At 55.5% G+C, this 14,537-nt stretch carries 15 protein-coding genes; 5 read left to right on the top strand and 10 right to left on the bottom strand.

Annotation, left to right across the window (positions count from 1 at the left end; translation table 11 throughout):
• Positions 1-180: 180 nt before the first annotated feature.
• Positions 181-2,079 (bottom strand): hypothetical protein, encoded by a 1,899-nt coding sequence (locus ACK3SC_RS11890; protein WP_416840405.1) that lies wholly within the window; start codon positions 2,077-2,079, stop codon positions 181-183.
• Positions 2,080-2,589, bottom strand: a complete 510-nt coding sequence (locus ACK3SC_RS11895; protein WP_416840406.1) for a hypothetical protein — start codon at positions 2,587-2,589, stop codon at positions 2,080-2,082.
• 233 nt (positions 2,590-2,822) lie between these two features.
• Here ACK3SC_RS11895 and ACK3SC_RS11900 point away from each other — a divergent pair, with 233 nt between their 5' ends.
• The 4 genes from ACK3SC_RS11900 to ACK3SC_RS11915 all read left to right on the top strand — a co-directional run bounded on the left by ACK3SC_RS11900 (position 2,823) and on the right by ACK3SC_RS11915 (position 6,837).
• On the top strand, positions 2,823-3,620 hold the full coding sequence (locus ACK3SC_RS11900) for a hypothetical protein (protein ID WP_416840407.1): 798 nt from the start codon (positions 2,823-2,825) through the stop codon (positions 3,618-3,620).
• A 263-nt stretch (positions 3,621-3,883) separates the two neighbouring features.
• Complete coding sequence (locus ACK3SC_RS11905) at positions 3,884-4,321, top strand: type IV pilin (RefSeq protein ID WP_416841220.1); 438 nt, start codon at positions 3,884-3,886, stop codon at positions 4,319-4,321.
• Between the two features lie 3 nt (positions 4,322-4,324).
• A complete protein-coding gene (locus ACK3SC_RS11910) occupies positions 4,325-4,771 on the top strand; it encodes a type IV pilin (protein ID WP_416840408.1) in 447 nt (148 codons plus the stop codon).
• Positions 4,772-5,637: 866 nt separating this feature from the next.
• The gene (locus ACK3SC_RS11915) at positions 5,638-6,837 is read left to right on the top strand and encodes an aminotransferase class V-fold PLP-dependent enzyme (protein WP_416840409.1); all 1,200 of its coding nucleotides are present in this window, start codon (positions 5,638-5,640) and stop codon (positions 6,835-6,837) included.
• 27 nt (positions 6,838-6,864) lie between these two features.
• Here the strand turns inward: ACK3SC_RS11915 and ACK3SC_RS11920 are convergent, their stop codons facing one another.
• The 4 genes from ACK3SC_RS11920 to ACK3SC_RS11935 are packed head-to-tail and all read right to left on the bottom strand — an operon-like array spanning position 6,865 to position 10,181.
• A complete protein-coding gene (locus ACK3SC_RS11920) occupies positions 6,865-7,608 on the bottom strand; it encodes a glutamine amidotransferase (protein ID WP_416840410.1) in 744 nt (247 codons plus the stop codon).
• Positions 7,605-8,669 (bottom strand): glucose 1-dehydrogenase, encoded by a 1,065-nt coding sequence (locus ACK3SC_RS11925; RefSeq protein ID WP_416840411.1) that lies wholly within the window; start codon positions 8,667-8,669, stop codon positions 7,605-7,607. Before ACK3SC_RS11925 ends, ACK3SC_RS11920 begins: the two co-directional genes overlap by 4 nt.
• Positions 8,666-9,046, bottom strand: a complete 381-nt coding sequence (locus ACK3SC_RS11930; protein ID WP_416840412.1) for a RidA family protein — start codon at positions 9,044-9,046, stop codon at positions 8,666-8,668. Before ACK3SC_RS11930 ends, ACK3SC_RS11925 begins: the two co-directional genes overlap by 4 nt.
• A gap of 1 nt (position 9,047) precedes the next feature.
• Entirely contained in the window at positions 9,048-10,181 is a 1,134-nt protein-coding gene (locus ACK3SC_RS11935) for an ABC transporter ATP-binding protein (RefSeq protein ID WP_416840413.1), read from the bottom strand.
• Between the two features lie 135 nt (positions 10,182-10,316).
• Here ACK3SC_RS11935 and ACK3SC_RS11940 point away from each other — a divergent pair, with 135 nt between their 5' ends.
• Positions 10,317-11,015, top strand: coding sequence for a PIG-L deacetylase family protein (locus ACK3SC_RS11940; protein WP_416840414.1), 699 nt, complete (start codon positions 10,317-10,319; stop codon positions 11,013-11,015).
• A gap of 64 nt (positions 11,016-11,079) precedes the next feature.
• Here the strand turns inward: ACK3SC_RS11940 and ACK3SC_RS11945 are convergent, their stop codons facing one another.
• The 4 genes from ACK3SC_RS11945 to ACK3SC_RS11960 are packed head-to-tail and all read right to left on the bottom strand — an operon-like array spanning position 11,080 to position 14,418.
• Entirely contained in the window at positions 11,080-11,313 is a 234-nt protein-coding gene (locus ACK3SC_RS11945; RefSeq protein WP_416840415.1) for a hypothetical protein, read from the bottom strand.
• Complete coding sequence (locus ACK3SC_RS11950) at positions 11,313-12,194, bottom strand: carbohydrate ABC transporter permease (protein WP_416840416.1); 882 nt, start codon at positions 12,192-12,194, stop codon at positions 11,313-11,315. The genes ACK3SC_RS11945 and ACK3SC_RS11950 overlap by 1 nt, the downstream gene beginning before the upstream one ends.
• Entirely contained in the window at positions 12,178-13,098 is a 921-nt protein-coding gene (locus ACK3SC_RS11955) for a carbohydrate ABC transporter permease (protein ID WP_416840417.1), read from the bottom strand. Before ACK3SC_RS11955 ends, ACK3SC_RS11950 begins: the two co-directional genes overlap by 17 nt.
• Entirely contained in the window at positions 13,099-14,418 is a 1,320-nt protein-coding gene (locus ACK3SC_RS11960) for an extracellular solute-binding protein (RefSeq protein WP_416840418.1), read from the bottom strand.
• Between the last annotated feature and the right edge of the window lie 119 nt (positions 14,419-14,537).

Genomic DNA, 14,537 nt, shown 5'->3' on the forward strand with positions numbered 1-14,537 from the left:
ACGAGATGGGATATGTCCCATCAAGCAAACCTTCACTCCTATTATCATGATGAGGACAACGCTTGGATAAAGAGTTTTCCTCTGAAGAATCAGAGTGTGTGCATAATTATACAATATTGCTACTAACCGTTCTCAATCGCCCATCCTTGAGTCAGGTATTAGATCCGAAATCAATGCATACTATGACCACCGAACGAAGTTGCTCACCCAATCGATCACAGGAAGTGCGAAGCCCCCACTATGTGCGAAATACACGACCCCAGCGAGGAGCAAGAAGTTCGTCGTCACCCCAAAGACAATGCCCAGGAGAGCTGCACCACCCGGTTGAACACGCTGTGGAAGGTGCTGGTGCACAAGCAGCCAGAGTGCGAAACACGCAGCAACACCAAGACTGGCCCACGCGTGGACCTGTGCTGCCTCGCCGAGGGTTGCGTTATTAATAACCAGAACCACGATTATCAGTTGGGAACCGATGAGGACGGTTCCTATATACGAGAACGACATTACCTGAGGGTAACCAGTAAGACTCTGAATTGTTGGGAGTCGGAAGACAGCATAGGCGAACAGTGGCATCACTGGTAAGATATGCCGGACTGTAATCGCTGCATGAGTGGGAAGGTCTGCAACATAAAATAGAATGAACAAACTTGAAATTATCACCACCAGCCAGTCTGTAGCCGCAACCGCTTTGTTCCGGGAGTCTCCACTCATAAGGCTCAGGAGAGCAGCTTTCGGGAGAAACACGAGTGCTGAAACGAGCGGCATCGCCTCTAACACCGAGAGATTAATAGCTTGATTATAGTCTTTGTGTGCGAACCTCTCAATATATCCTCGGCGTATAAATACGGTATAAACGTGAGTCGGTCTGGCCACCGAACGTAGCCCATCCGTGATCATCCGTATAAACCGTTCCGCTGACCTGAGAAGCTCACCAACCGCGAGCTGCATTGTGACCAACAGAGATACCAATATCGGTGTTTTCGGTCCTGTCTCGGTTGGTATGTTAGAGGTCGAAAATCCTCCATTTCTTCCCACACCTACTTCTGGAGGAGTATACCGTGGTAGGAAGAGTGGCGGCTTGAAAGGGTTCCCAGCAATCAAGAGATTCGTGAGCATGAACGGCAACAACGAGACCCCGAACACAGCTCCAACCACACCAAGTTCACGAACCGAATTCGACTCCGCAGTCAACAAATCCACACTGACCAAAGCAACAAACAAGACCAGTGCCTCACCAGCCTGAAGCCATGTCGCTAGACCCACAAAGGCATACGACAGCGCACGGAACCAAAGCCTCTGTTCTGCAGATTGCACCTCTCGACTCCGGTAGAAACTGTACACTGTCGCGACCACGAGCAACGATATGTAGGTGTGACGCTTGGGAATCGTCGCCCAGAAGGTGAGCGGCGTGGCCAGGACGATAGCCGCACCAGCAGCAATCCCAATCTGCTGAGTGTGGATGCGCGTTAGCAGGCGATACACGAGCACTGCAACCAGTGCAGCAGCCGCCATTGACGTAATCTGCAGCGCGAACAAGGCGATGTACCGCTCGTCTAAATGAGTCGCAATTGCGGTGTTGAGTCCGAACGCAGCGAGTGCAAGGACCGAACCCACAACGCCACCCATCGTCTCGCGTCCGGTCACCCGACCAACCTGATAACAGGTTGTGAGAATTCCGAGAGACCACAATCCAACAACACCAAGCCGGAGATCGCCCACTGTCGCAAGTCCCCGAAGGAAGTACACCACTGGGAGCGAAATGAAGAGTTGGCCATAGTTTCGCCCGTAACGGAGGCCGTTGTTCGTAACCATCCCAGGTGTTGCACCTGAGTCTGGGCCATAGATAATTGTCTCAACAGAAAGACTCCCATTGGCGAGATTGTACATCGCATTTGCGATGGTGTAGTTGTCGTTGATGACGAAGCCAACGCGCCAGAACAGCCCGAAAAAGACCATTGAGGCGAGGAAGATGAGAAGCCCAATCTGGTCGCCAAAGATTGCAGTCTGCAGTCGGGTTCGGAGCGATGACTCCTCATCGAGTGCGTCACGCACCCTGATCAACTGGGTCGGAAAGTCCATTTACGAATTCACCTCGACAGTCACGTTTTGACTTGCAAGCTCTCGCTTCGTTTCTCCCGAGCGAACCGATACTGACGCAATTGCGCGATATTGGTCTTGCGTCACGTCCTTGGCCTGTGTCTGACTTTGTGGAGGCTCAATCACGACATCCTGCGGCGAATCACCGTCGACGCCGTGTGAGGTTTGGATAGTATAACCGAGGGCTGGAATATCAACCGCATACACGAGAAAGACAGAGCCATCGATCGAATCGATATGAAGTCTCGCCTCGGGGAACGACGTCGTGTAGATTCCAGATCCCGCCACGCCTTTCTTCAGTTGATATCCTTCTTCCGCGATAGTAATGTTTGAGGCGGTGAGTGAGCCTCCCTTAGAATACGCTTCGAGGCCAACGTATTCGCGTTCGACGTCGGGTGTCAAGTCGACTGCTTGGACGAGTGGACCGCTCACGACCGTCACCACGCAGATACAGAGTACCGCGAGGACCATTTCATCGCGTGGATGTTTCATTGAACATACGTGAATCGGTCTCCATCATAAGAGTGCTGGACGGCTATTATGTAACATACATAGCCTTGTTACATCTCTCACCCAAACGATTCCAAAATTAGGTAACTCCTCCAATTACCATCTGTTGCGTTGGTACAGATACCCGCCGAGAATGTGATAGTGCGATATAATATCTATTAGAAATCACATCTTACCAACAACTTGATATCGTCTTCGTTAGATGTGCTTGGTAGATGCTGCAGGAAGCGGGGTTGGCGAGGACATACTCTCACCCGTCGTATCCTGATCCGTATAATGTCGTCATCGACTACGAACGGGTCAGAAACTACCATCTGTCACACCCGGACCAAGGTTCGACAGTGGTTGCACGGGCACTCGACCTTCCTCGGGCACGGATTCGTCCGTGGTTGAACGGTTCGAAACCGGACCCAGTGAGAGCTATCGAAACAGCGCAACGGCTCGGCTGGTTTGATGCGACACACGAGAACAAATTCGGAGTGGCGTTCAATCGTCTTATCGCAGCGAGTCTGAGTGGTGGGTCGATCAGTCGGTCATTCGAACCGCGTTTTGTTGCCGATACCGACGTTGTCGACGAAGGCGTTAGAGAGAGCTTGACTACGCTGGCTGTTGGCGTGCGTGAAGTGAACCCCAACGAGGCCAATCGGCCAGTTGAACTCACACCGGATTCAGATCGTATGCTCTTGGGGAGAGTGCTGACCGCCATCGGAGTTCCTCTCGGATCGAAAACTTCGGGCTCTGTTCGCGCTCTCCCATCATACCTCGATAATGCACAGCCATCGGTTCGAAATGACTTCGTCGAGATTTACCTCGCGAACCGCGGGGTCGAGTTTGACGGGAAAGACACGGTTCGAATTATCGAAGACCGTGAAACACAGTACAGAGTCCAACTCGCAAACCTGCTTCAGGAAGTGATTGGCAAACCGGTCTGGGTGACAGAACAAGGTATCACAATAAGTGCGGATGCTGCTCGCGAAGTCAAGACAGTAACAGGCGATCAATTCGGCTGGTAAGTTGACTATTTAGATTGGGTACAGACGGAGAGTGTACACCATTGGTATGAGTCCGACCTTGATTGCCGAAATGCGATAATTCGGGCGTTTTACCCGTATTTACGGGCGTTACTGAACGTTCTTCTTCATTGGAAAGTCTGACAAAATTATATATGGGAGGGGTTACGTTAGTAACCTAAGACACGTTTGACCTCCGGGTGGTGGAGATAGTCTCATATCTCTGTTCATATCCCACGAGCGTTGAACTCGTGTCAGATGATACCATGAAAATTCGCAACCTATTCCAAGACGATACGGCTGTCTCACCGGTCATCGGAGTGATTCTGATGGTCGCGATAACAGTCATTCTGGCAGCAGTCATCGGCACATTCGTGCTGGGACTTGGCGACCAGGTCAGTGAAACGGCACCGCAAGCGAGCTTCAGCTTCGATTACGATGGATCTAGCACTCTCACTATCACTCACGAAAGTGGTGATGCGATTGATGCATCGCGGATCTCTTTAGCAGGAGGTGGACTTGATGGGAAGTACTGGGACGATGGTTCAGGTGCAACATCTGGTCTGGTATCAGCGGGTGCCTCAACTACATTCGTATCTGGTGATGGACTCAGTATCGGCTCGGGTGACAAGGTGCGAATCATCTGGACGTCAGAAAGTGGGAGTACCTCTGCAACACTCCAGAGCTGGACCTACAATGGATAAACTATGAATTTCAACCAACTCTTCACAGACGATACCGCAGTTTCGCCGGTCATCGGCGTGATTCTCATGGTCGCGATAACCGTGATTCTGGCTGCCGTCATCGGCACGTTCGTCCTCGGCCTCGGCGACCAGGTCAGTGAGACGGCGCCACAGGCGAGCTTCAGCTTCGATTATGACAATAGTCCAGCGAAATTAGTAATCACCCACGAAAGTGGAGACGCAATTGACCCTGCACGATTAAAGATTATTGCTGACAGCTTCTCCACAGACGATTGGTCAGGTAGTGGTTCTGCCGTTGGAACTACCGGTGGTGATGACAACGTGAATGCTGGTGACACCTTCACGTACGACGGTGGAGCGATTGGAGACGGCGAAACCGTTCGTATCGTCTGGACCTCTGAGAGTGGCAGTACCTCTGCAACGCTCCAGAGCTGGACGTACAACGGCTAAGTAGAGCTCACTCAACTTTTCCGGGCGCATTTTTTGCTACTTCGGCTATCAAACACCACCTGCGAAGCCACTGTGGATTCTGACAGGGCTAATCGAGGTCGAGACTAACGCCAGTAGTCGTACTCCATCGAGCCCGAAGAAGCACGCGCATACCCCCTGTGTAATCGACAGAGCGGCTTACACTAGCAACCGGAACACACACCACTGACTTGGTGCAAGGTAAAACACCCATACGCATGTTCTATCAACCCCGTGACTCGCCAGGTACCGCTGGTCAAAACACTCCTAAGCAGATCGACTACGACGTTTCCACGTCACAGGTGGCATCCTCACACAATCCCTACCACCATCTTCGAGTGAAATCCCTGCACCCGAGATGACGGACCATCTGAAAGTTCTCCCCCTCCATCTATGGAATAGTTGTGTTCAAATAGAGCAATACTATTGGCCAGAGAAAAGAACTCGGAGACCCGAAAAATAAAATAGAGTAAAATGGGTAGAGAAGAAAGATTAAGCAATAATAGCTAATAACAAATCAGAAATGTCAAACCAAACCAATAAATTATATGTAAAGATTTTGTTAAAAAGAAAACGCCACAAATAACCACCCAAAGGGCATTTAATCTGATTTAAATTATTATCGACAGTAGAACAACCAATTAACTATCAGTAACACAGGAGCAGTTAATTTGAATACAGTATTGTATAATAATTACAAAACCAATACCGCCTTTGCGTTAACGAAGTAACAGATATATCCAGCTCGCAACCCCCGTTCTCACACCCCAACGAAACCCCTCAACATCGCCGAAACAACATGTTCCGAGCGACTTATGCGGGTGGCGAATACGCTTCTATGCAACACAATGGCAGAGTCAATCTACGAGCAGCTGGAAGTACCGACAGTGGTCAATGCAACGGGGACGAAAACACGCATCAGCGGCAGCCTCATCCGAGAGGAAGCGGTTGCGGCGATGGTCGACGCCTCGAAATCGTTCGTTCGAATCGAAGACCTCCAGTCTCGCGCCAGCGAGATGATTGCAGACGTCACCGGCGCTGAGGCGGGATACGTCACGAGTGGCGCATCAGCAGGCCTCATGATGGCCGCGGCGGCCTGCCTCGCAGGTGACGACCTGGATGCGATGGCCAGGCTCCCCGAGACTGAGGGTATCGCAGACGAGATCATCGCTCCCCGAACCCATCGAACGGGATACGACCACGCGCTTCGGGCTGCTGGCGCGACCATCGTCGACGTGGGGTCGAACGACCAGCACCTCGGGACGGGCTCACGAAACACCGAACCCTGGGAAATCGAGGCGGCGATTACCGAAGAGACGGCCGCCGTCTTCTATCTCGAAAAAGTATACACCGAACCACCGCTCGAAGTCGTCGCCGAGATTGCACACGCTCACGACGTTCCGGTAATCGTGGATGCAGCAGCCGAAGTCCCTCCCGCGTCGAACCTCGAACGATTCATCGACGAGGGTGCGGATCTCGTGGTCTTCAGTGGTGGTAAGGCGATTCGTGGCCCACAGACGACGGGCATCCTCGCCGGGCGGCGTGACCTTATCGAATCAGTCGCACTCCAGCATCTCGATATGCACGCCGCTGAAGACGTGTGGCTCCCCTCTGGCCTCGTCGATACCGACGCACTCTCAGGTGTCCCCAGACAGGGAATCGGTCGGTCGCTCAAAGTCGGGAAAGAAGAACTCGTCGGCCTCATGAAGGCGCTCGAGCTCTTCATCGACGAAGATACCGACGAACTCGAAGCCGAGTGGCTCGATCGCTCGAAACAGGTCGCCGCCGAACTCGAAGCCGAATCAGGGCTCTCCACACACACCACAGAGGCCGACAAGACGGCTATCGCGCCAGAGGTGGTCGTCAGTGTCGACGAAGAGACGGCTGGCATCACGACGGTCGACCTCGTTCGAGGGCTTCGCGAAGAGAATCCACGCGTGTTCGTCGGTGCGGACAGCCTCGATGCCCACGAGTTCACGATCAACCCGATGTGTATGACCGACGACGAAGCGTCGTACGTCGTCGAGCGAATCTGCTCGTATCTCTAGTCGAGCGCTCGCTTCAGTTGGTGGCGCTCACGTCACGCGGTCCAGAATGGCCTCCCAAAGTGTTGGGAGGGACTCCCACTCCAAGAACGGCTCTGGAGCCCAGTGTGGTGCACAGTCGGTTGCGAAGGCGAAGGCGCTCCCATCTCCGTAGTCACCAACTACCACCAGCGGATCGTCATCGACCGTTGCCCACACAGTCGCGTCCGGGTCGGCTTCGAGGCGATTGTACCCGAGGATGTACGGCCAGACGTCGGGCAGGTCGGCCGGCAGGTCGTCAGTCGCCATCGGCTGTGGGCCAGCGGGTGCTTCGACTCGGTCGTCGACCCGGGCAATCTCGACAGGGAGGACATCTGCAAGGGCTGTCTGTGCATACCGAGCCTGCCCGCCTTTGCCCGCGAAGCTCATGTAGCCGCCGATCATCCCAAGGGCACCACCGTCTGCAACGTACTCCGCAAGCAGCGCACAGCGGTCGACGTCGGGTTCACTCGCCGCAACCTGTGCAGTCAACTGGAGTGAATCCGCGCCGATATCACTCAAGATGACGAGGTCGTACGTATCGAGTTCCTCGCGAGTGCGCGGGAACGCCTCGACAGCGACGTGGCAGGGTTGGAAGTCGACGTCTGCCCCAGCAGTTTCGAGTGCAGCGATGAGGTAGTCCGCTGCCTCTTCGTACGTGCTATCGCGGATGAGGTTCTTGCCTTTGACCTCGAACGAGATGGTGAACCACGACTCACCGGCGAGAAGGACCGAACAGGTGGAATCCGCACTCATAGCGTATCGAATTCGATGACGGCTTTGATGACCGAGTCGTCCGTCTCGAACGCCTGTTCGACGTCGTCCGGTGTGTAGACGTCAGTGACGAGCGCGTCGACGAACCAGTCTGGGAACGCTGCCAGCGACTGCTTCGCCGCTTCGAAATGTGGGACACTCGAGTTGACGCTCCCGACGAGTGCTTTGTTTTCGAGGACGAAGTTCGTGTGCAAGCGCCCACCATCGATTTCGAACGTCCAGTCGTCGGGAATCCCGAGAAGCGCCCCCACACCGCTCGGTGCAAGCGCATCGACCGTCTCGAAGGCGTGCCTTGCGTAGCCCGTCGCCTCGTAGATGAAGTCCATCGGTTCGTGTGCTTCGGGGATGTCCGGGACGGGCGTCTCTCGGGAATCGATGTAGGTCGCACCGAGTTGCTCGATGATATCGATCGTCGGGTCTGGCCGGTCTCGCCTCCCCAAACAGTAGATTCGCTCAAATTCTTCGGTCAACATCGCAAGCGTGAGGAGGCCGAGTGGGCCATTCCCCAGCACGAGCGCACTCTCTGGTGACCACTCGAACGCTGAGCGGGAGGCGAATGCATGGTCGATTGCCTTCTCTGAATTGCTGATTGGCTCGATGAGGAAGCCGTACTCTGCGAAGGAGTCAGGGACGCTGATGAGGAACTCCGTGGGACTCGTGAAGAACTCGGACATGTAGCCGTGTGCGCCCGCAATCCCGCGCTCGACGTAGGCCCCGTCCGGAGCCATGTCTGGTTCGCCGCGCTCGAAGTACTCGTTCGACCCCGACGCCGGGAGCCGCCGGACTGTCGGGACGACCAGGTCGCCTTTCTCGAACTCGGTGTCGTTTGGGTCGACGACGACGCCGATTGCCTCGTGACCGAGGATTTGGTAGTCTTCACCCGCTGGATAGCCACCGTGTCCACCACGAATCACTTCGTGGTCGGTACCGTCGATGCCGACTCGCAGCGTTCGGATGAGGGCTTCTCCAGCGTCAGGTGTCGGTTTTGGAACGTCGATGAGTGTGGGGACCGATTCGCCTTGCTGCACTGCGATTGCCTTCATGATTCAACAGATGCGATAACCTCGATCTCGACGCCGATGTCGATTGGCAAGTCTGCGACTTCGATAGCACTCCGAGCCGGATACGGGTCACTCATGTAGGCACCGTACACCTCGTTGACATCGTCGTAGGTGTCCATGTCGGTGACGAAGACGGTCGACTTGACGACGTTGTCGAGCGAGCAGTCGGCTGCCTGGAGCACTGTCTCGATGTTCTCGAGTGTCTGTGCGGTCTGTTCTTGGATATCTTCGCTGACCACCTCACCGGTCTCAGGGTCGACGGGACCCTGTCCAGAGACGAAGATACGATTCCCGTCCCGAATTGCCTGTGAAAACGGGCCGATACTACCCGGAGCGTCGTCTGTGTGTATCTCTTCCATGTTACTGATCGAGTGTGAGTTCGTCTTCGTCTACCGGTGCCTCTCGATTACGGATTGCATCACCGGTCTCTACGTCGAAGAGATGAAGCTTCGATTCAGGGAACTGGAGCTGCAGTTGCTCACCATCGCGAACGATGGTGTCTCCGGAGACGCTCGCCGTGATGGTCTGGTCGCCGAGTTCGATGTAGACGTACGAGACGTCACCGGTCGGTTCGACTACGTTCGCCGTCGCAGTAATCGTATTCCGAGTAGACTCGTCGGCGAGTTCGATATCTTCAGGTCGGATCCCGAGGACGAGTTCGTCGTGGTCGTCTGGAAGCTCCATCGCAAGGTCTCCCGAAAGTTGGTAGGCGAACTCCTCGTGGTCGAGGGTGCCACCATGGCGCGAGGCGGTGATGAAGTTCATCGACGGCGACCCGACGAAGCCAGCGACGAACTGGTTTTTGGGTTGGTGGTAGCACTCGAGCGGTGTTCCAATCTGCTGCAGTTCACCTTTGTTGAGGATGGCAATGCGGTCTCCCATCGTCATCGCCTCCGTCTGGTCGTGCGTGACGTACACTGTGGTGACGCCGAGTTGTTGCTGGAGGTTCTGTAACTCCGTCCGCATGGTTGTTCGGAGTTTGGCGTCGAGGTTCGACAGCGGTTCGTCCATCAAGAACACCTTGGGGTCGCGGACTATGGCGCGACCGAGTGCGACACGCTGTTGCTGGCCACCGGAGAGCTCTCCCGGTTTCTTCTCGAGGAGTTCCGAGATACCCATCATCTCTGCTGTCTCTTCGACCTTCGCACTGATTTCGTCTGACGACATGTCCGTCGTCATCTTGAGTCCGAACGCCATGTTCTCTCGGGCGGTCATGTGCGGGTACAGCGCGTACGACTGGAACACCATCGCCATGTCCCGGTCCATCGGCTTCTTCTGGGTGACCGAATCTCCATCCAGAATAATTTCGCCCTTTGTCACGCTTTCGAGGCCAGCGATACAGCGGAGTGTCGTCGATTTCCCACACCCAGATGGGCCGACCAGTACGAGGAATTCACCATCTTGAATCTCGATGTCAAAGTCGTCGACTGCGACGATAGCCTGTCCATCGTCGTCGTAGACTTTGGTGAGATGGTCTATGCCAACTCTACTCATATTCGTCTCGAACGACGGTCACACCCCAGTTAAAGGTATTGACAACCCCCATATCATTGCGTAGTTTAATTTACTTAATCTTATATAGAAACTAGCATAAGTCTTTTATTCTACTTCACTCAATTATTGAGTGATATGGAAATCCTTGCCATCGTAGCGCATCCTGACGACGCAGAAATCTTCTGCGGCGGCACTCTGGCAAAGCATGCAGACCGCGGTGACGACATCACCATCGCCTACATGACACGCGGCGAGTACGGCGGTTTCGACACGACCGAAGCAGCGGTCGCCGCGACGCGTGAAGAAGAAGCAGAGCGTGCCGCAGACGTACTCGGCGCAGAGGCAACGTTCCTCGACTTCAAAGACGGCCGTATCGAGTACTCGCTGGAGAATCGACTCACGCTCGTCGACACCATCCGTAAGCACGACCCGGACCTGATCATCACGCACTACCGTGACGACATGCATCCGGACCACCGCGAGACGGCAAAGCTCGTCACTGATGCCTACTACATGACGTCGCTCCCGTTGCTCGATACCGACTACCCTGCGTGCGACCCTGACAACATCTACTACTTCGGCAAGCCGACGTCGTCGTTCGACCCGACTGTCGTTGTCGACACGAGTGGATACGACGAACTCGTCAAGAAGGCCATCGACGAACACGAGTCGCAGGTCGAATGGTTGCAAGAACACGGTGGCATCGACGCCGAGTTCGACAATCTCTTCGATGCAATCCAGTCTGGGAAGCAAGCGCTCGGTCGAACGGTGGGCGCACAATCCGCGGAAGGATTCATTGCATTGCATGAGCAGTCGACCGAGTATCTCTCGTAACGTCGCGGTCAGTTTCTCGTCGAGTTCTTTTCGGGTCTCTCTCTAAGAGTGAGGGGGAGCCTCGTCAGTGTGGCCACGGCCGCAGTGGCCAGAACGCAGCCAACAATGCGAGGCCGAGGAGCGCGAAGCCCATGACCTTCATCTGAATCCCTGCATCCATTTCGTCGCGAACGAACGAGAGATACAGAATGCTCAGGCCAGCAGCACCGAAGACGAGAGTCCCCCCGTAGATGGGCTCGTTTGCCTTCGCTGTTCCCAGTTGCAACAGCACTGGAACGACGGAGCTGAGTGCGAGCATCAGCCCTTCCTCCCGGAGAGGGTAATCCCCTCCATGAAGCTCCGCTGTGCCAGCAGGTACGCCATCAGCACGGGGAACGCAGCCAGCAGCGATGCAGCAAGGAGCGGCCCCCACTGCTGGGTGTACGGCCCAGAGAGGAGTCCGATACCAACCTGGAGCGGGAACATCGCCGTCTCGTTCGTGATCACGAGCGGCCAGAGGAAGCCACCCCAGGTGAACACGAAGGTGAAGATCGCGAGCGACGAGAGCGCAGGCTTCGCCATGGGGAGCATGATCCGCGTATAGATCTGAATCGTGCTACACCCGTCCATCCGTGCGGCTTCCAGCAAATCATCGGGTATCCCGAGGAAGAATTGGCGCATCAGATACGTCCCAAAGGGATTGGCGACGTAGAGTGCCATCATCGCCCAGTACGTGTTGTGCCAGTCGAGCCACTGCATCTCGATGTACAGTGGGACCATCACGACCTGTGGGGGAATGACGAGCGTCCCGAGGACGGCAGTAAAGACGAGCGACCGCCCAACGAAGTTCCCTTTCGCGAGCGCGTAGCCTGCCAGTGAGTCGAGCAGCAGCGTAACGAACACTGCACCGACGGTGAGGATCAGGCTGTTGAATACCCACCGGTCAAACGGGTTTTCGACCCACACCGTCACGTAGTTCTCGACGGTCGGGTTTGCTGGGACGAGCTGTGAGACCGTCGTGAAGATCGCATCTGGCTGCTTCAGCGAGGTCATGAACGCCCACACGAAGGGAGTGATTGCGATGAGTGACGCGATGATGAGAATCGCGTGCGACCCTACGCGAACGAGCGTGTCGGTGTCGATGCTCAGTCCACTGTCTGTCTCTGCCGATTGCGTGTGTGTTTCAGTACTCAACGTCATCACCCCACGATTTCTGCTGGAGGAGGCTCAAGACGAAGACGACCACGAACAACACCACTGCGAGTGCGCTTGCGTATCCCATCTTGAACTGGGAGAACCCTTGCTCGTAGAAGTAAAACACGAGCGAGTAGCTGGAGTTCACCGGGCCGCCACCGGTCATCACGAAGACCTGCGTGAACAGTCGGAACGACAGGATCATCGTCACGATGACGACGAACACCGACGTCGACTTCAGCAGCGGCAGTGTGATGTACCGAAAGCGGTTGAATCGGGTTGCGCCGTCCATCTTCGCGGCTTCGTAATAGACGTCTGGAATCGACTTCAGCCCGGAGAGGAACAACACCATGTTGAACCCGATGTGCTTCCAGATGCTCATCAGGATGATCGAAAGGAGTGCAGTGTCCGTACTGTTGAGCCACTCGAACGTCGGCAGTCCCACGGTTCGAAGCGCGGTGTTCAGCAACCCGTAGTTCGGGTTGTAAATCCACGTCCAGATGAGTGAGACGACGACCCACGAGGTCACGACGGGCAGGAAGATTGCTGTCGAGTAGAACCGCGTTCCGCGCAGATTCTTGTCTAAGAGGAGCGCGAGCCCGAGTGCGATTGGTACGTCGATCAGAAGCAACCCAAGGCTGAACCCGATGGTGTTTTTCAGCGAAATCCAGAAGACCGGGTCCTGGAAGAGCTGGACATAGTTCTCAAGGCCGATGAACGGATGCGTCGCAGCCAGCGGGTCCCACTGATGGAGGCTGATGTACACTGCCCCAAAGAAGGGGACGATGAGGATCGCGCTGAAGACGATGACCTTCGGCAGGACAATCGCGTACCACGAGGGGTCTGTTTCAAGCCCGTCGCTCCTGAAGGGGAGCGAGAAATCAAGGCTTGTCCGTTCCTTGAGTGACATCTACAGGAGGCCACCGATTTCGTTCGCAGCGTTATCCAGCGCTTCCTTCGGCTCCTGCTGTCCTTGCCAGATCCGCTCGGCCGCCGTGTGGGCGATCGTCCACATCTCGCCGACTTTCGGATGGCTGGGGAACGAGACGGCGTTTTCCATCTCCTGTTCGACGACTTCCAGCTTCGGATTCTCCTCGATGAACGACTTGAACGTGTCCGTCTCGTACGCCGACTTCGTGGCCGGGAAGCCACCGACGTTGACCACACTCGCCTGCACTTCGTCGGAGATCATGTATTCGAGCCATTTCTTTCCGAGTTCGGTGTTGCCACCCTTCGACGGAATCGTGTAGTAGACACCGGCACTCCACGAGTGGCTCGAATCCCCACTCGGTCCCTTCGGAATCGGGACGTACTGCCAGTCGATATCAGTGTCCTGGAGGCGGCCGTACTCCCAGCACCCAGCGTAGGCCATCGCAGCGTTTCCGCTGATGAATTCGTCTAAGTCCTTGGTTCCCGGGCGCGTAACGACTTTCCCATCTTGGACGTAGGGATTGAGGAACTCTGCAGCCTCGACTGCTTCCGGTGAGTTAATGACGGCTTCCGTCCCGTCGTCGTTCAGGAAACTGCCACCGTTCGAGAGGATGAACGCGTCGAGTCCTTCACCAGGCGCCATGACGAAAGCCGGGTTCTGGTCGCTTCCGAGCGCGTCGAGCCAGGATCCGAACTGCTCCCACGTGGGGGCAGTCATCGGGTCTGGAATGTCGAGGCCCGCCGCTTCGAACTTCGTCTTGTTAATCGCGATGAGGCGACAGTCGATGTACCACGGAACGGCGTACAGCTCGCCACCGTAGCTGCTGTTGTCGCGGCCGGCCGGGAGGAATTGGGACGAGTCGAATCCCATCTCTCCGAGGTTGGGAACGGTTCCGCGGTCACCGAACCGTGGAGTCCACAGGACAGAAAGCGCCATCGAATCGGGCGCTTCGCCCGCAGAGACTGACGACGTCAGCTTCGAGAGGTAGTCGCTCCACGGGTAGTACTGCCACTCGACGGAGGCAGATTGCTGATTCTTGAATTCAGAGGCCTGTTCTTGCCGTGCGTCTTTCAGCCCGGGGTCGTTCCAGGCCCACACTGACAGCGAGCTCGAACCGCCGCCACTGCTGTCATCGCTGTCTCCACTGCTATCGCCACTGGAATCACCACCGCTGTCGGTGTTCTCTGAACCGCCACCGTCGCTACTGCCGGTACAGCCTGCGAGTCCGGCCATCGCTGCGACCGAGGCGCCACTAGTCAACTGTAGGTACTGCCGTCTGCTGAGGGTATCGTCGCTCATCTTATCCACCTTGCTATATGTTGTCTGCCATGAGTCGTTCTCCCATGAGAGTACTTAAAATTTTCTGAATGATGATTAATGTATGTTCGGTGTCTCTGACCGCGCTCGAGGCTGTTTTT

This window comes from Haloferax sp. DFSO52 (assembly GCF_048158745.1).
GTDB lineage: Archaea > Halobacteriota > Halobacteria > Halobacteriales > Haloferacaceae > Haloferax.